This window comes from Hominenteromicrobium mulieris, from assembly GCF_046197855.1.
GTDB lineage: Bacteria > Bacillota > Clostridia > Oscillospirales > Acutalibacteraceae > Hominenteromicrobium > Hominenteromicrobium mulieris.
Window position 1 is genome coordinate 3,066,011 of record NZ_CP173188.1, and the last position, 16,557, is coordinate 3,082,567.

Consider the following 16,557-nt stretch of genomic DNA (forward strand, 5'->3'; position numbering starts at 1 on the left):
CATATTCCGTTATTTGCCTGTCCGTTTTACACGAACAATGTCGGCTCTTGTCTATTTCAATATAGCACAAAATAGCGAGAATTTCCACAGCAAATACGCAAAATATTAAACTTTTGTTAAATCCGATAAGAGGGCAATGCCAAACGGAGCGAGTTTGATTGAATTTACCGTTTGATCTGTACCGTACAACTTGTAGTCGCGCGGCAATTCCACGGTTTTTCCGCTTTCCGTGTAGTTTTCTACAAAAATGATATTCTCCTTTTCGCCGTGGCGGATGTGTGCCGTTACGCCGTGCGGCAGGGCGCAATCGAGCGCTTTTTCAATGTGCAGCGTCTCAATCATTTCGCCGTACAGTACAGAAAGCATATCGCTGCCGGTACGAGCCGCAATGTAATACGCCTCTCCCTTGCCGAACTTGTTTTTCGTCAGCGCCGCTTCGCCTGCGTAGAAATCTTTTTCATATGTGCCGAGTACCTCCGCCGTCAGCGGGTGGATACGTGCACAAAGCTCCATAGCATCGTAACGGCTGCCGTTAAACGCAATGCCATTTTTCATGCCGTCCGGCAGGCTGTCGATTTCTTCGTTCCACACGCCGAACACGTCCATCATATCGCCGGGGAGGCCGCCCATTTTGCACAGGTCGGTATCGTCCACAATGCCGCTCCAGTACGTTGTGACGAGCGTGCCGCCGTTTTCGACAAATTTACGCATCTTCTTTTCAAAGCCTGCACGGTACATATAGAGCATCGGTGCAATGACAAGCTTATATTTCGAGATATCGCCGTCCATATCGACGATGTCCACCTGCACGCCCTTATCCCAGAACGGACGGTAGTGCGTCAAGAGCGTCTCTACATATTTTTCGTCTTTATCCTTGTTGCGCGGGCCCGCGGCAGCATCCAGCGCCCAGCGGTTTTCCACGTCGTACACGATAGCGACCTGCGGCTTGACTTCGGTGCCGTATACGTCGCCGCGCTCGTTCATGCTCTTAAGCTCAGCGCCGACGGACTGCACATCCTTAAACACACGGGTGTTCTCGTTCGTAACGGAGTCAAACACGCCGCCATGGCTGACATGGTCAACGACCGCACCGTGGAACTTTTCGCAGGAGCCGCGGCTTTTTCTGAACTGGAAATACTGCACAGAATTTGAGCCGTGTGCAACCGCCTGCATGGAGGAAAGCAGGTGCATGCCCGGGCGCTTCAGCATACTGATGGGCGTCCAGTTCGTCATGCTCGGCGTGCTTTCCATCAAAAGGAAGTTTTCGTGCTTGATCGAACGCATCACGTCGTGCGTCATCGCGGAAGAGACCGCAATCTCTACGTTGTCGGTCGTATGCCACTGCGGGTAGTTGTCCCAGGAAACAACATCGAGCTCCGGGCCGAACTTAAAGTAATCGAGGCCGTCGTAGAAGCCCATCAGGTTCGCCGTCACCGGGATATCCGGGTTTACTTCCTTTACGGTGTCGCGCTCCATTTTCATGAAATCGACGGTCTGGTACGTGACAAAGCGCTTCCAATCGAGCGTCAGACCGTGCACGTTCATTTCGCCGTTCGGCTGCGGCGCGTGAATCTGATCCCAGCTCGTATACGTGTGGCTCCAGAAGTCCGTCCACCACGCGTGGTTCAGGTCGTCGAGCGTCTTATACTTCTTTTTCAGCCAATCGCGGAACGCCTGTTGGCACAGCGGGCAGTAGCACTCGCCGCCGTACTCGTTAGAAAGGTGCCACAAAATAACACCCGGGTGATTCGCAAAGCGCTTTGCAAGACGCTTATCCATCTCGCGGGTCTTCTCTCTGTACACGGGGGATGTATAGCAGTGGTTGTGACGCGCGCCGGAAAGGTCGCGCACACCGTTATTCTGCACACGGCGAATCTCCTCATACTTTTCGCTCATCCAAAGCGGCTTTGCACCGGACGGTGTGGCTAACACGGTATAAATGCCGTTTTTGTAGAGATTGTCGATGATCTTCTCCAGCCAGTCGAAGTCGTATTCTCCCTCATTCGGCTCCAGATGTGCCCAGGAGAAAATACCGACCGACACGCAGTTGATATCCGCTTTCTTCATCAGCTCCACGTCCTGCTTGAGAATCTCGGGGTAGCGCAGCCACTGTTCGGGATTATAATCGCCGCCATGCAGCAGCTTCGGAAATTTCGGTGTAAGGGGTCTCATAATAAAATACCTCCGTCAGCGCGACTTCCCGCGCGTAATCTACACCCAGTATACAGGTTGTACGGACAAACTTCAAGAGTGAGTTTCACATTCTTCATTCTTTAGTTTTTGCCGCGTTCTTATGCGCATATAATAAAGAAAAGCGCACAGATTTTGTTTTCTGCACGCTTTTTAGCTTCATATTTTTCTGAAAGGCTTCTTTTATTCGCCCGCTTTACTTTGGCTTGTGTCAAGTTCTCTCGTCAGCTTATGCATTCTCAAAAAATACGTCGTGACAAGCAAAATAGCCGCACCGGCCCAAGCAGTGATCTCCGCATAGAAAATACCCTCCTGCCCGATAATAAGTGGCAGAAACAACGCCACGCCAATACGCATCAAAAATTCCATGATGCCCGAAGCCATCGGCATGATGGTATCGCCAAGTCCCATCAGCGCGGAGCGGTAAATGTGCAGCATATAGAGGATAGACAGACAAATACTCATGATATTAAGATAGTGTATTGCCACCTGCGATGAGATCGACACTTCCTCCGCCGTGCCGGAAATAAACAGTGCGATGCCGTATTTTCCGAAAATCAGCACAAAAACCGTAATGACGACCGAGGTCAGCAAAGCGATCCACGTTGCGGAGTGCATACCCTTTTTCACGCGGTCTAAAAGCCCCGCGCCGAGATTCTGCCCGACATACGTCGTCACGGCGTAGCCGAACGAAACGGCGGCAATCTCCAAAATACCGTACAGCTTATTCGTTGCCGTAAAGCCCGCCACGAACAGCGTGCCGTAGCGGTTGACGACCGACTGCACCACCATGCCGCCCACGGCGATGATAACATTCTGTGCGGCGACCGGCGTACCGAGCCCCAAAAGGCGCTTTGCTATTTCCGGATTGAGCCGGAAATACTCTTTTTTCAGGTGGATGACCTTCACGTGCAGCACAGCGCGCAAACAGTAAAGCGCTGCAAAAAGCTGTGCGATGACCGTTGCAACGACCGCACCCGCAATGCCCCAGTGGAACACCATAACAAACAGCAGATCAAGCCCGATATTCAGAATAGATGCAATGACCATGGCATACAGCGGCGTTTTGCTGTCGCCGAGCGCACGCAGGATGCTTGCAAGCACGTTATACGCCATGATGATGGGTATACCCGCAAACATGATGCGCAGGTATGTGAACGCGCCGCCGATGATCTCCTCCGGCGTGTTCATGGCGCGCAGCACGGGTGCCATGGCGACTTGGCTCAGAATGACGGTCAAGATTGAAATGACCGCCGAAAGCGAGATCGTCGCGCCAATGGAACGGTTAAGACCCTCGTGGTCTTCCGCGCCGAAACGCTGCGCCATGTAAATGGAAAAGCCCTGCGCAAAGCCTTGAATAAGCCCCAGCACGAGCCAGTTCAGCCAGTCCGCCGCACCGAGCGCCGCCAGCGCGTTTACGCCGAGCGCCTGCCCCACAATGGCGGTATCCACCACCGTGTAGAACTGCTGAAACACGTTGCCCAACATCAGCGGTATCGCGAAAGTGAAAATCAGCTTTGCAGGGCTGCCTTTTGTCATATTTTGAATGCGTTCTGTTTTTGCCATAAACCCCTCATGATTTCGCCGAAAGTTTTTCCGGCAATTTATGAATACGAATGTAATACGTCACGCACAGCAGTGCCGCCGCGCCGAACCACGCGGAGACCTCTGCAATGCAGATGGAAAGAAAGCCCAGATTGAACACTTTAGAGAGCACGAGCACAACGGAAATGCGCAGAATTAGCTCCAGCGCGCCGGAGAGCATCGGCACCACCGTGTCGCCGAGACTTTGCAGGGAAAAGCGGTAGACGAACAGCAAACCCAGCACCCACATCATCGCACCGCAACACAGCAAATACGGATACGAAGCTTCGATGACCGCCTGCTCCACGCCGGAGACGAACACCGCCGTCAGCTGGCGGCCGAACAGAATCATTGTGCCGCCGATGAAGAAATCGACGATGAGCACCATCAAAATGCTGCGGCGCACGCCGACTTTAATGCGGTCAACGCGTCCCGCGCCGAGGTTCTGCCCGACATACGTGCCAAGGGATAACCCGATGATGTTGCACGGCTGTTCCGCAAGACCGAAGATTTTCGAGCCCGCCGTATATGCCGCCACAATCGTAGAACCTAAACCATTCACAATGCCCTGTAAGATCATACCGCCGATCGCCGTAATGGAATTCATAATTCCGACCGGCAAACCAAGCTTCAATAAGCCAAAAATAATAGACTTATCCATGCGCTTTTCGTCGGCTTTAAAACGCAAAACCGGCATACGGCACAACACGAAAAGACACATCAGGCCGGAAAGCAGCTGTGCCAAAACGGTCGCCCACGCAGCGCCGGCCACGCCCCATTTAAAGGCCATGACAAACAGAATGTCCAGCCCGATGTTCACTGCCGAACTGATGAGAATGATAATGAGCGGCGACATGCTGTCGCCGAGCGCTCGAAGAATACTCGAAAGCGTATTGTAAAACACCGTCGTGAAAATACCGATGAAAATAATGCGGATGTACAAAAGTGCGTCGTCGAAAATATCGGTCGGCGTACCCATCAGTGTCATGAGCGGGCGCGAGAAAATGAGACTTAACGCCGTGATGACCGCAGCGCTCATAAAGCCGAGGTAGCCCGCGTTCATCACCGTGCGGCGCATGTCGCTTTCGTCGCCTGCGCCGAAGCGTTGCGAAATCAAAATGGAATACCCGTGCGTCAAACCGTTGATGAAACCAAAAATAAAGAAATGTACCGAACCCGTGGAACCCGCCGCCGCAAGCGCGTTGACGCCTACACCGCGGCCGAGCACCATAGCATCCGCCACAGAGTATAACTGCTGAAACACATTGGCAACAAGCAAAGGCAGTGCAAATGCCAACAAAAGCTTTACCGGGCTGCCCTTCGTCATATTGCGAACCACAAAATTGCTCCCTTCAAAAGACACTTTAATTACCATTATATCGGATAAAATGCTGCAATTCAATGCCCATATGTCGTTTTCGAGGGGTGTAAACGCCGAATTTTCCTATTCTTTTTTGGCTAATTTGGCGCTATTTCGGCTTCAGCAACAAGCCGTGTAAAAAAGCAGCGCCATGCAAAAGCCGCACAGCGCCGCGTGAATTTTGTTCGGTCAAACGATGTAATCGACCGCAACCGCCTTTTCGCGAACTGTCGCAACATAGGTCTTCACCGTGTTGCAGTGGTACGGGTCTTTCTGGTATTCTTCGAGCGCCTCGGGGCTTTCGAGCGTAACGGTCAGGCAGACGTCAAAGGAGCGCTCGGAGTGGAGGAAATCCGCACCGGCTTCCACGTCAAGTGCCTGCGGCACGCGGCCCTTCATCGTCATAAAAAGATCGCGCAGCTTTTCGCACTGCTCCTTGGAATTGTCCTTGAGCTTGATCATTAAAACATGCTTTACCATTTAAAAAACTTCCTTTCGGATAAAATTATTGCATAGCTAAAGAAAACCGTGGTTAAAAGTTTTTGATCGACCTTTTTTCAAAAAGGTCGTGGGTTCCAAGGGCAACGCCCTTGGTCGAGCTCCGCAGAGCTCGAGATACTTTTTGCCTAACAGAAGTCAGGAAAGGAGAGTCAATCGTCCGGTGGACGATTGACTCGAGGAAAACCCTACTAAGGGGTTTTCCTAAGAGCTTGCCAAAGCAAGCTCTTAAAAACACAAAATCAACCTCATCTAACCCCCGAAACCGCCCTGTCGAGCGCGCCCAAGTCCTTGTGAATCCGCACATCGCGCAGACCGGCGGCTTCAAACAGCACCTTTACCGCCTGCCCCTGCGTCTCGCCGATTTCCACGGCAAGCACGCCGTTCGGGCGCAATTTTTTCGCCCAAAGCTCGCAGATTGCGCGGTAGAAGACGAGGCCGTCCGCGCCGCCGTCCAGCGCCGTTTTCGGCTCTTTCTGCACTTCGCGCTGCAAAAGCGGCAGCTCGCTTGTCTCAATATACGGCGGGTTCGACGCGATGAAATCGAACCCATCCGGCAGCGTCTCCGCAAAAGCTTTATCTAACATGTCGCCCTTTACCGCCGTCACCGGAAGCTCCGGGTAACGCGCCAAATTTTCGTTTAAATAGTTGAATGCGCCGTCGTACAGCTCCACTTCCGTCACTTCGGCGTGTGCTTCCTTCGCGATGGAAAGCCCCACCGCGCCCGTACCGGCGCAAAGGTCAAGCCCCTTCGGTGAATTCTCGGTTTTCGACAAGCGCTTGCACACTGCTTCCACCAAAACGGCGGTGTCCTCGCGCGGAATCAGCACGCCCTCTCCGCAGGAAAGCGTCAGGCTCATAAAGTCCCACTCGCCGAGCAGATATTGCAGCGGCTCGCCCGTTTTGCGCTTTTCAAGTGCGGAAAGCACCGCTTGCTCCGCTTCAGGCTTCGCCGGCTTATCGCCGTGCAAAAGCAACTCCGTTCGGTTCGCGCCGCAGAAATGCTCCAAAAGGCACGCGGCTTCAAACGTCGGGTCTTCCGTGACGGGTTCAAGCGCCGTCTTCGCTGCGCGGTACAGCTCGTTCAGCGTCATCGGATAATATCCTCGCCGTTTTCCGGGATGACCGCTTTCATCGCCGCAATAGCGGCTTCCATCATCTTATCGGTCGGTTCTTTTACGGTCAAACGCTGGAACCACAGGCCCGGCGCCGCAATGATGCGCGTCAGCACGTTATCGTACTTGCCGCAAAGCTTGATGAGCTCATAACCGATGCTGACAACGATCGGCAAGCACAAGAGCTTACAGAATGTGCGCAGGAACGGATTGGAAAACGGAATGAAAAAACCGATGATGATGCCAAGCAAAAGCATTAAGATCATAAAGCTGGAGCCGCAGCGCGGGTGGAAGCGCTTTTGCTTCCGCACATTTTCCACGGTGAGCGGCAGGTCGTTTTCATAGCAGAAAATCGTCTTGTGCTCCGCGCCGTGGTAGCGGAATGTGCGGTCAATCTCCGGCATTTTAGAGATGACAACAATGTACAGTACAAAAATGACGATACGTAAAAGGCCCTCAAACACCGAACGCCAACCACTGATGCCGTCGCCCGTAAGCATCATCAGCCCGTTAAAGAGCACCGCCGGCAAAAAGAAGAACAGCAGCACCGCAAGCGCCACGCCCAGCACACCGCCCACGGCGACGACCGCATTCATCACCTTGTCTCCGAATTTCTTTTCGAGCCAATTTTCAAATTTCGAGGGCTCTTCCTCTTCCTCGCCGCCCACTTTATCCGCCGAAAGCGTCAGCGCCTTCATACCGAGGCGCAGGGTATCCACCATAGAGAACACGCCGCGTATAAACGGCTTTTTCAAAATGGGGTATTTTTCGCGCAGCGACGGCGTGGAAACCTCCTCCGTTGTAATATTTCCGGCTTCGTCACAAAAAGCCGCTACGTTTTTCTTCGGGCCAACCATCAAAATGCCCTCAAGTAAGGCCTGCCCGCCGATAGATGTTACGCGTTTTGCCATTCTTTCTCCTTTTGCTTATAAACAATATTTAATCCTGTTTTCTCTCCACGACCTGCACCTGCGCGGTGGCGGTGGGAATCTGCGTTGTGTTGGAAAGCTCGGGATTCATCTCAAGCTTTTTCATGGTCGGTATCGTGATGATGACCGTGGTGCCCATGCCTTCTTCGCTGTCAATATCAAGCGAGCCGGAGTGCAGCTCCATGATCTCATTTGCGACGGCGAGGCCGATGCCGTTGCCGCGCACGTTTTGGTTTGCTTTGTAGAACTTCTTTTTGACGTTTGGCAGATGCTCCGCCGGGATGCCGCAGCCACTGTCCTTAATGATGACGCGGATAAACCCGTCGTCCTCATACGCGGAAACGCGCACCGTACCACCGGGATTCGTGTATTTCAAAGCGTTGTCGATGACGTTGATGAACACCTGCCGCAGGCGATTCACATCACCCAAAATCGGCGAAAGCATCGTATCTTCCTCATCGTAAATAAGATTTTTATGCTCCGTTCGCGCACGGTCGGTGAACATGTACACGGCCTCATCGAGCTCCGCCAAAAGATCGATTCTCTTGAGGATCAGCCGCATTCTGCCGCTTTGCATGCGGGAAAAATCCAGAAGCTCCTCCACCATGCCGGAAAGGCGTTCTGCCTCGCGCACGATGACGTTCATGCCCTTATCATACGTTTCTCGGCCGATACCGCCTGTTTGCAGCGTTTCCGCCCAACCCTTAATAGCCGTCAGCGGCGTGCGCAGCTCGTGCGAAACAGAGGAAATGAAGTCGTTTTTCATTTTTTCCGCTGTGCCAAGCTCTGCCGCCATGTCGTTGATGGAGTCGCACAGTGCGCCGAGCTCGTCGTCCTTCTCTTTCTTGACGCGCACGTCAAAATCGCCCTTTGCAATTTTTTCCGCCGTAGCATTGAGTTCCCGAATGGGCGTGATAATAGACCGCACGAAATAAATGCCCGAAAGCGTGACGAGCACCAAAATGAGCACACCGATACCAATCAGGACCAGCACGACATACGTAATCTGCCGGTCTGCGCGCTCCATAGAGACGATGTACCGCACCGCGCCGAGCACCGCGCCGTTTGCGCCGCGCGCCACGCGCGAGACGGCCATGACCTTCTCGCCGCTTGCGAGCTTGCCGATCCAATAGCCGTACCCATTTTCGCTGTGCAAGGCGCTTTCAAAATCGGGCTTGCTCTGGTTTTGGTCCGGCGCAAAGCCGGAGGATGTAGACAAAATGCTGCCCGAACGCGAGACCGCCATGACCTCCATGAGGTCTTTATCCGGGAAATTTTCGGTGTAGCTTCTGGCTGCAGCGTTAAACTCGCTTACGGTTTTCATGCTGCCGGAAAGCACGGTGGGCAGCTCGTCGCTGCGACCGATGAGCGTCATTTGTATGCCGTTATAGGCATAGCTCTGCACAACGAAAGAAAGCGCCGCAATACAGGCTGTAAATAATAAAATCATCACACCGAGGCTGTTAAACAGCCAGCGTCTTGCAATACCTTTTTTGAACACGCGCTTTCCTCCTTTCTGTGCTTCTTTTTGTAGTTACCAGTATTTTTAAATGACTTGCCCTGCAAGTCATCAGAAAACCCATGCAACTGGGTTTTCTGCGGTTCAACAGTCCACCGGACTGTTGAACCTACTTTCCTAGTTTTTTATTAGGCAAAAAGATTTCGTCGTCTGCGGACGACGCCTCAGGGCCTTGCCCCGAGACCCCATAAACTTTCTGAAGAAAGTTTAATCAAAGACTTCATTCGTTTGCTTTCACGCAACCTTTTGATTACTTATCCCACCGATAGCCGATGCCCCACACGGTGACAACATGTCTCGGGTTCGAGGGCTCGTCTTCGATCTTCATTCTCAATCTGCGAATATTCACGTCTACGATTTTTTCCTCACCGACATATCCGCTGCCCCAGACGTGCTTTAGAATTTCGGAACGTTTTAACGCCTTACCGGCATTTGAGATGAAGTATTCCATGATCTGAAACTCCACCTGTGTCAGCTCCACGGGGTTGCCGTCTTTTGTGAATGAGCGGTTGCGCAGGTTCAGCACGAAGCGGCCGGAGCGCAGCTCTTCGGAGAAATTCGGCTCTGCGGCTCTCGTAAACTGTGCCACACGGCGGTAAACGGCGTCCACGCGCGCCACGAGCTCAGAGGGGCTGAACGGCTTCGTCACGTAATCGTCCGCGCCCATCATCAGGCCCGTCACCTTGTCCATTTCCTGCGTTTTCGCCGTCAGCATGATGATGCCGATGGTCGCGTTTTTCTGTCTTAATTCCTTACATACGGCAAGGCCGTCCAGACTGCCGGGCATCATGATGTCCAGCACAGCCACGTCAAAATCGCCGCCGGCCTGCTCGTACACGCGCAAGGCTTCCTCACCGCTTGCGGCTTCCACGCAGTCGTACCCCGCGCGCTTTAAATTGATGACCACAAACTCGCGGATATTCTGCTCGTCCTCTGCCACCAATATCTTTTTCATGTTCGTTTCCCCTTTCTGTCCCCCATTTTCAGTCTATATTTATTCCAGCACTTCAAATCCGCTTTGCAGCGTTTTTTCGTCGCTTTCCGCCATGGAATCGTCCAAAATGCGCAGCACATACACGCGCCCGGCGGAGCTGCTCAACAGAATATCTTCGTCATCCTGTTCTTTTTCCGCCCAGTCTTCCTCCGTATATACCCGAATGGAGAACTTGTCCTCCCGGCCGAGGTAATTGCCGTTAAAGCCGATCTGTGTATACGTAAAGAATGTCGCTGTGCGGGTCACGGTGTCATTTTGGCAGCCGTAGTTATCCTCGCTGCTCGGCAAAAACAGGTTGTAGTTTTCCGCTGTATTCAAAATACTCGTGCACACCGGCGTCAACGTGTTGTCCTGTAAGCTATACGTGTTCCACGTGATGACATACCCGGTGGAATCCGCCGTCGTTTCGCTGCCGTTTATCGTCAACTCCGCCGTTGGAATCTCCAAAATGCCGTCTTTATTCACATCGCGCGAGACCGCTGCGGCCGCCGTTGGCCGATCCGTCGCGTTTTCTTCGTTCGACAGCGGCGAAATGAGTCTGTCCGACGCTTCGTCATACCCGATGACCTGCGTCAGCATGCGCCCGTCCGCTTTCACGCCGTCCAGCACCGCTGCGCGCCGCCAAGAATTTACCTGCGAAAAGCTTACGGAGGTGTAACGCGTCACCGCCGCATCGAGCGGCACGGTTTTGGAGACATACGGCTGGTCGCCGTCAAAGCGGTATAACCCGCCAAGCGCCATAATCTCTTCTCCGCTCGTCTGCGCCGCCTGCAAAACGAACAGCTCTTTTATATTGTCGCTGTCAAAATCTGTCAGCAGAATTTCGCTGTATGAGACCGTTGTCATGGAGAATTCGCGGATCGTGTCTCCGTCCACATAATAAACCGAAACGCTTGCCGTCGCCGTGAGCGGATCTCCCCAGCCCACGATGATCTCGTCCATACCGTCGCCCGTCAGGTCACCGAAAAACACCTTGTCCACCTGCGTTGCCGCCGAGGTAAACCGCGCCATAGAGTTCCAAACGCCGTCCGTGTTTTTCTTAAAAAATTCCAGCCGCGTGCCGCCCGCGTCGCCGTTTGCACAGAAACTCACGACCTCCGAAGTGCCGCACCCGTCTAAATCGCGCGAGATGATCGCCGAGCGGTAATCACCGCATTTCGGGTAAACAAGCGTCACGTCACCCACGCCGCCGCCCATCAGGGCATATATCGCTTCTCTGTCTGCCGTCGTCTTTGGCGGAGACATCAGCGCTTGCGCATCAAGACCCGTCAGCTCGCTGCACCCCGAAAAAGAAAGCGCCAAAAGCACGGCGAGCACCGCTGCAAAAAGTTTTTTCAGTTTTCCGCGCATCGCCGTCACCTCCTGCGCAAATTTACAATATCGGTATAAGTATAGCATATCCCCCGCACCGCCGCAAGCAGTCAGGGGCGCTTTGGCGTCATATAAAAATTAAATTTCTGTGACAGCATTGAGAAACCGGCGCGTGCGTGGTAAAATGGAGAAAATATCTCGAAAGGATTCCGCATGAAACAAACAATGCACAATACCCGCGTGCGATGGGTGCTCGGCATTCTCATTGCACTCACGCTTGCGTTCATCTGGAGCAACTCCATGCAGAGCCGCGCGGTCTCCGGCGGCATGAGCGGCTCCTTAAAAACGTGGCTCGAGCAGCTTCTGCACACAGAAATCAGCGAATTTTTGCTGCGCAAGGCGGCGCATTTTTCGGAATACGGCCTTCTGGGTGTGGAATTTTCGCTTCTGCTCGGCTTACAGCACGATAAAAACGGCAAAAATCTCCAGTGTGGGCGCAATCTTCTCGACTTTCCGCTCATCGGCATGCTGTGCGCCGTCACGGACGAGACCATTCAAATTTTCTCCGGCCGCGGTTCGCTTGTTTCCGATGTGTGGATCGACACCGCCGGCTTTTCGACCGGATTCTTTTTGACCGTTCTGCTCTTTCTTTTTATCAATCACTGTAAAAAAAGCCGGGTAACCGGCAACCGGAAAGGATAAATACCATGAAACAGCATATTTTAAAGAAGATTCCTCTCTTCGTCACCGTGTCCGTTCTGCTCGCGTGCATCGTGTTTTCCGGCTGCGCGGGCCGCACCGTCATCACAGATGCGCAATTCAAGTCCGCCTGCGAAGCTGCCGACTGCGAAGTAACGGACGTTTCCGACCAGTTTGACAGCAGCGTCATCACAAAAGCGCTGACCGTTTCGGGTGATGATTACTCCTTAGGCTTTTTCACATTCGCTTCCACGGACAGCGCCAAAACGAACTACGCGCAGATGCTTTCAAGCGTCAGGACCTCCGAGGGCAAGGCGGTCGATTCCAGCGAATACAACCGCTACACGTATAAAGGCGACGACCTCACAACGGTACTCTACCGCAACGGCACCACGATTCTTTTCGCCACCGGCGCGGATAAGGACACTGTAAATAAAGTCGTAACAGCGTTGGGACTTTAACTTTTAAAGGCTCGTCGGCAAAACCGACGAGCCTTTAAAAATACCTGGTCATGCGGGCAGCGGCGTTCGGGATGAATGTTTCCGCCCGCTCTGCTATATAAGCCGCCGTTAGCGCACCCGCGCCGACGTACTCCCCATACTCCGTAAACAGGCTGCGCGCCGCGATGCGCTCTGAAAACCGCACCGTCACGCACAGGAAAAACCGGCTGCCGATCCGCCCCAGTGCCGAAGAAAGAACATGGAGCGTGTGCACGGCACGCTCCACCGCATCCATCAAATGCCCCACGGTCTCAAAGCAAAACGTCAGCGGCACGGGCGGCGAAACGATACGAATGCCACCACCCCCTTTCCGTTCCCAAGGCACACCCGCAGGTGTATCTTAAACCAGTTTACGTCAAAGGCAGGTACACCGTGCCGATTTTTTCTTTGAAACCTTGACATTTTCTTTTTACGTTCTGATCATTACCAAAGTTAGTTATGATCTGACATCGGTGAAACGCTGAACCGGCCGCGCCCCGGTGTGACCCGTACCGTAAAGGAAATAGAGCAAAAAGACTACCTACAAAAGACCGCTTCCGAGGAAGACGGTCGCGTGACCTACATTTCCGCAACGAAAGCTTCAGCGGTAATGTAACCGGCACGCTAAACACCGGCAAAGCTTTCCGTGCTCAAAGCAGAAGCGGCAAAGTGGATGTTCCGTTCGATACCGGCGAAGGCACATGCAAAGTCAGCACACTCAGCGGCAGTATCCGCATTAAAATTGCAAAATAACGTAAAAAATCTCTCTCGGCTGCGCCGAGAGAGATTTTCAATTTCGAACCTTATTTTACTTTATTTCTGAACTTCGGTACCAACACGGTGGCGAGCACCCAGAACAACTCGTAGATAACGAGCGCAAATGCGGAAATCTGCTCCACGCCCGCAACGAATGTGAGGAACGCCACAAGCACAAAGCCAATGACGACCGCCGCGTTCTGCATGGCGACGATGAAGCTGATGTTCTTCTTTTCATCAATGCACGTGGAAACAAGGCTCATCATGGATTCCACACGACCCTTTGTGGCGGCATAGGCGTCCACGCGGTCCGCAGTGTCGTTCACAAGGTGGTCTGCCGGGCCGTCTTGGCCTGCGCCGATGACATTCACCGCCGTGGCGTCAATGCCGAACAGGCGCGAAATGAACTGCGGCGTAAGGTTCGGGTCTGCCGAACGCAGAATGAGCGAAACGCCGTTCATTTCCATGTTCTGCAGCTCCGCTTTCTTCTTTCGGTCTGCGTTATAGGTCAGGATGAACATGGCGTAAAGCTCGCCGCCCATTGCAACGTACAAGATCTGTCGGCTGCCCGTCGTGTACTGACTCTCCACATTTTGCTCCGGCGCTTCCACACCGTGCGCAGTCAAAAGCGTACGGGAGCCGATGAGCACCTCTTTGCCGTCCACCGTGCCCACAACGCCGTTTCCGGCCTCAAATGCGGCCTTTTCGACCTCCGGAAGCTCGCCCTCATGCTCGCTGAACACCTGCTCGAACACGCCGCAAAGCGGGCCGCCGAGCTGCTGCACCAACGTGCCGGCAGCCAAAACGGCTTCTTCAAGGCCCTCCTGCTTAAACGGCTTCACCCCGTTCAAAACGACCGTGCCGCGCGGGAAAAGCTCTGTGGAATCAACCAGAACGGCATTTACGGCGCTCATGCGCTTGATACCTTCATAGCCGGAGACCATCGCGCCGCGGCGGCGCAGGCGGTGGGAAAGACGGCTCACCGGCAGGTTTACGGCCAGCATATTCATCACCGCTACACACACGCAGCAGGAAGCCGCCAAAGCCGTAATGGCAAGGGACGCATCTTTCGTGATGACAAGCGCCACCACGCACAGAAGCAGCGAGGAGATGAGGCCCACCGGCGCCAAAACCTGCGAAGAGGTCTCTGCCGGGTCCGGCTCATAGGAAATTTGTAAGAAGCGCTTTAAGAAGCCCGCTTTCTGCTGATATGCGATTGCAGGCTGCGAAATGACGGAGGAACCCGCCATTTTTAAAGACGTGTTGTAATCGTCAAATACGCGCACCGCATATTTCTGCTCGCGGGAAGACACAAAGCGGAAATTCGAGTGGATGCGGCGCAGCATCGTCAGCTTGCCGACGGTATTCAGGAACAGAATACCTGCCGCAATACCGGCGTAAAGGTGGATTTTACCCATGCTGAGCGCAGCCGGCGCAAACAGCGTGCAGAGCGTCTGCACAAAAACCGCCACACAAGCTACCGCAGCGGCAGAATCCGAATTCGCGCGGAACTCAAACAGTGCCTTCAGACCGTTTAAAATCGTTTTCGCGCAGAAGCCGATGGACACTAGCAGCAGCACAAGCGATAAGATGGTGTAGCCCACTGCACCGGCGGTCTCCGTGTTATTGGCATTGAAGCCGGATTCCGCAATGAGCGACGCCAAAATGAGCACTGCCGTGCTCACGCCCGTTGCAAGCATGCGGATTGTCAGCTCGCGCATCGTCGTGCGCAGGTCGTGCGCCACGCTCTTTGCGTCTGCCGGGCCGGTGTAATCGTCGATGAGCTCGTCGCTGTTTTCGGCGGCTTCCGTGTTTTCGGGCGCTTCGTCCGGCTTTTCCGCAAAGCGAATTTTAAAGCGGTGCGCACCGGCCGCACTGACGTTCTCGTCGTCGGAATACACGCGTGCTTCGCTCAGCAGTGCACTTTGCAAAACATCCGCGTTAATGATGTGCACCGGCAAGTCGCGCTTTCTGTACTGCGTCACGTCCGTTACCGGCACGGAGATCTTCTGCTGCGCAGGCTCTGCCGCTTCTTCGCCGGCGTTCTCGGCGCTTTCCGCAGCCTGCACATTTTCCGCTTTCGGCGCTTGTGCTTCGGGCAGCTGCTCGCCGGAAGCAATGTCCATGCCTTCTTCCGCCTGCGGCTCTTCCTCCGGCTCCGGGCCATTGCTTGAAATATCCTTAAACGCCATCTCGGGCGCGTCACTTTCTTCCGTTTTCGGCGCTGCCGCAGCCTGCTGCTCGGTATTTTGCACCTGTGCAGCCTGCTTTGCCGCGTTTTCCGCCTGCACAGATTCCAGAATGCGGCGCACGGAATCCTCGCTTACCTCCGGCACCACCTTTGCCTGCTGCAAACCAAACGTCTCATTTTCAAGGTCAAGCTTAATCTCCATCGTGTGCGTCTGCGCGTCCTGCAGCATCGCCGTCTGGAAATTCTGCACCTTGTCCTTCGTCTTTTTGTTTTCCGGCACCACAGCGTTCGGGTCATTCATCGCAACGGAGACCGGCACCGGGGCCACAATGCCCAGCTCGTCTTCCACAGCGGAAAGATCCACACCGGCCGTCTCTACGGCCTCGGCCACACGACGGCGACGCTCTTTCTGCAGGCGCTCAAAGTCCTTTGCCACTTCGTCGTCAAGCTCCGCGGTGTTCTCGTCAAACAGCTTGCGGTATCCCTCGTCCTGCGTGGAAATCTCACCTGTGGCATCAAACCCGCGGGTGTATTCGTCAATCGGTTTTAACTGGATGCCGTAGTACATGTCTTCGGCTTCGTTAAAAACCTCTTTCTGCTTCTTTTCGCGGCGGCGCGCCCAAAAACCTTTTTTCTCTTTCTTCTCTTTTTTGTTCTTCTTTTTCTTTCCGGGCTCTTCTTCCTCCTCGTAGGTATCCCACGGGGAGTCTTCTTGCACCTCCACCGGCTGCGGTTCCGCTTCCGGCGCGGGCTGTGCTACCTCTGCCGAGGCTTCCTCTACGGGCTGCTCCGTTTCAGGCTCCGTCACAGCGTCGGGTTCTTCCGTCACCCCGGGCGTTGTTTTCTCCGGCTCTTCCGGCGCGCCGTTGGCTTTCGCCTTGCGCTCCGCTTCCAATATCTCGTCCACCGAGAATTTGTTCTCATCGTTCATG

Annotated in this window: 14 protein-coding genes; 3 read left to right on the top strand and 11 right to left on the bottom strand. The window is 54.0% G+C overall.

Annotated features, from left to right (window positions below):
- Positions 1-105 precede the first annotated feature (105 nt).
- From ACI0CA_RS15130 to ACI0CA_RS15170, 9 genes are all read right to left on the bottom strand, one after another.
- Positions 106-2,172 (bottom strand): beta-galactosidase, encoded by a 2,067-nt coding sequence (locus ACI0CA_RS15130; RefSeq protein WP_308449412.1) that lies wholly within the window; start codon positions 2,170-2,172, stop codon positions 106-108.
- A 201-nt stretch (positions 2,173-2,373) separates the two neighbouring features.
- Positions 2,374-3,756: an MATE family efflux transporter gene (locus ACI0CA_RS15135; protein WP_417100348.1), complete on the bottom strand. Its 1,383-nt coding sequence runs from the start codon at positions 3,754-3,756 to the stop codon at positions 2,374-2,376.
- Positions 3,757-3,763: 7 nt separating this feature from the next.
- Positions 3,764-5,113, bottom strand: a complete 1,350-nt coding sequence (locus ACI0CA_RS15140; RefSeq protein ID WP_417103217.1) for an MATE family efflux transporter — start codon at positions 5,111-5,113, stop codon at positions 3,764-3,766.
- Between the two features lie 210 nt (positions 5,114-5,323).
- The gene (locus tag ACI0CA_RS15145; RefSeq protein WP_176820398.1) at positions 5,324-5,614 is read right to left on the bottom strand and encodes a Dabb family protein; all 291 of its coding nucleotides are present in this window, start codon (positions 5,612-5,614) and stop codon (positions 5,324-5,326) included.
- A 266-nt stretch (positions 5,615-5,880) separates the two neighbouring features.
- Positions 5,881-6,726 carry a peptide chain release factor N(5)-glutamine methyltransferase gene (gene prmC, locus ACI0CA_RS15150; RefSeq protein WP_446806662.1) on the bottom strand — a complete coding sequence of 282 codons (846 nt, stop codon included), beginning with the start codon at positions 6,724-6,726 and terminating at the stop codon, positions 5,881-5,883.
- Positions 6,723-7,658: a DUF1385 domain-containing protein gene (locus ACI0CA_RS15155; RefSeq protein ID WP_418526168.1), complete on the bottom strand. Its 936-nt coding sequence runs from the start codon at positions 7,656-7,658 to the stop codon at positions 6,723-6,725. The genes prmC and ACI0CA_RS15155 overlap by 4 nt, the downstream gene beginning before the upstream one ends.
- 28 nt (positions 7,659-7,686) lie before the next feature.
- Positions 7,687-9,177 (bottom strand): sensor histidine kinase, encoded by a 1,491-nt coding sequence (locus ACI0CA_RS15160; RefSeq protein WP_308449417.1) that lies wholly within the window; start codon positions 9,175-9,177, stop codon positions 7,687-7,689.
- A 268-nt stretch (positions 9,178-9,445) separates the two neighbouring features.
- Entirely contained in the window at positions 9,446-10,150 is a 705-nt protein-coding gene (locus ACI0CA_RS15165) for a response regulator transcription factor (RefSeq protein ID WP_308449418.1), read from the bottom strand.
- Between the two features lie 39 nt (positions 10,151-10,189).
- A complete protein-coding gene (locus ACI0CA_RS15170) occupies positions 10,190-11,539 on the bottom strand; it encodes an FG-GAP repeat domain-containing protein (protein ID WP_308449419.1) in 1,350 nt (449 codons plus the stop codon).
- A gap of 174 nt (positions 11,540-11,713) precedes the next feature.
- Between ACI0CA_RS15170 and ACI0CA_RS15175 the strand changes: the two genes are divergently transcribed.
- The gene (locus tag ACI0CA_RS15175) at positions 11,714-12,202 is read left to right on the top strand and encodes a VanZ family protein (RefSeq protein WP_308449420.1); all 489 of its coding nucleotides are present in this window, start codon (positions 11,714-11,716) and stop codon (positions 12,200-12,202) included.
- Between the two features lie 5 nt (positions 12,203-12,207).
- Positions 12,208-12,660, top strand: coding sequence for a hypothetical protein (locus ACI0CA_RS15180; RefSeq protein ID WP_308449421.1), 453 nt, complete (start codon positions 12,208-12,210; stop codon positions 12,658-12,660).
- 34 nt (positions 12,661-12,694) lie between these two features.
- Here ACI0CA_RS15180 and ACI0CA_RS15185 read toward each other — a convergent pair whose 3' ends face one another.
- Positions 12,695-13,024, bottom strand: a complete 330-nt coding sequence (locus ACI0CA_RS15185; protein WP_308449422.1) for a hypothetical protein — start codon at positions 13,022-13,024, stop codon at positions 12,695-12,697.
- Positions 13,025-13,147: 123 nt separating this feature from the next.
- On the opposite strand from ACI0CA_RS15185, the gene ACI0CA_RS15190 reads away from it, so the two are divergent.
- Positions 13,148-13,294 carry a MarR family transcriptional regulator gene (locus ACI0CA_RS15190; RefSeq protein WP_176819663.1) on the top strand — a complete coding sequence of 49 codons (147 nt, stop codon included), beginning with the start codon at positions 13,148-13,150 and terminating at the stop codon, positions 13,292-13,294.
- 187 nt (positions 13,295-13,481) lie between these two features.
- On the opposite strand, the gene ACI0CA_RS15195 is transcribed toward ACI0CA_RS15190, so the two are convergent.
- On the bottom strand, positions 13,482-16,556 hold the full coding sequence (locus tag ACI0CA_RS15195; protein ID WP_446806661.1) for a hypothetical protein: 3,075 nt from the start codon (positions 16,554-16,556) through the stop codon (positions 13,482-13,484).
- Position 16,557 lies beyond the last annotated feature (1 nt).

Coding starts and splice junctions, on each gene's coding strand:
- ACI0CA_RS15130 (WP_308449412.1), bottom strand. CDS start 2,172: ATGAGACCCCTTACACCGAAATTTCCGAAGCTGCTGCATGGCGGCGAT.
- ACI0CA_RS15135 (WP_417100348.1), bottom strand. CDS start 3,756: ATGGCAAAAACAGAACGCATTCAAAATATGACAAAAGGCAGCCCTGCA.
- ACI0CA_RS15145 (WP_176820398.1), bottom strand. CDS start 5,614: ATGGTAAAGCATGTTTTAATGATCAAGCTCAAGGACAATTCCAAGGAG.
- prmC (WP_446806662.1), bottom strand. CDS start 6,726: ATGACGCTGAACGAGCTGTACCGCGCAGCGAAGACGGCGCTTGAACCC.
- ACI0CA_RS15155 (WP_418526168.1), bottom strand. CDS start 7,658: ATGGCAAAACGCGTAACATCTATCGGCGGGCAGGCCTTACTTGAGGGC.
- ACI0CA_RS15165 (WP_308449418.1), bottom strand. CDS start 10,150: ATGAAAAAGATATTGGTGGCAGAGGACGAGCAGAATATCCGCGAGTTT.
- ACI0CA_RS15170 (WP_308449419.1), bottom strand. CDS start 11,539: ATGCGCGGAAAACTGAAAAAACTTTTTGCAGCGGTGCTCGCCGTGCTT.
- ACI0CA_RS15175 (WP_308449420.1), top strand. CDS start 11,714: ATGAAACAAACAATGCACAATACCCGCGTGCGATGGGTGCTCGGCATT.
- ACI0CA_RS15180 (WP_308449421.1), top strand. CDS start 12,208: ATGAAACAGCATATTTTAAAGAAGATTCCTCTCTTCGTCACCGTGTCC.
- ACI0CA_RS15195 (WP_446806661.1), bottom strand. CDS start 16,556: ATGAACGATGAGAACAAATTCTCGGTGGACGAGATATTGGAAGCGGAG.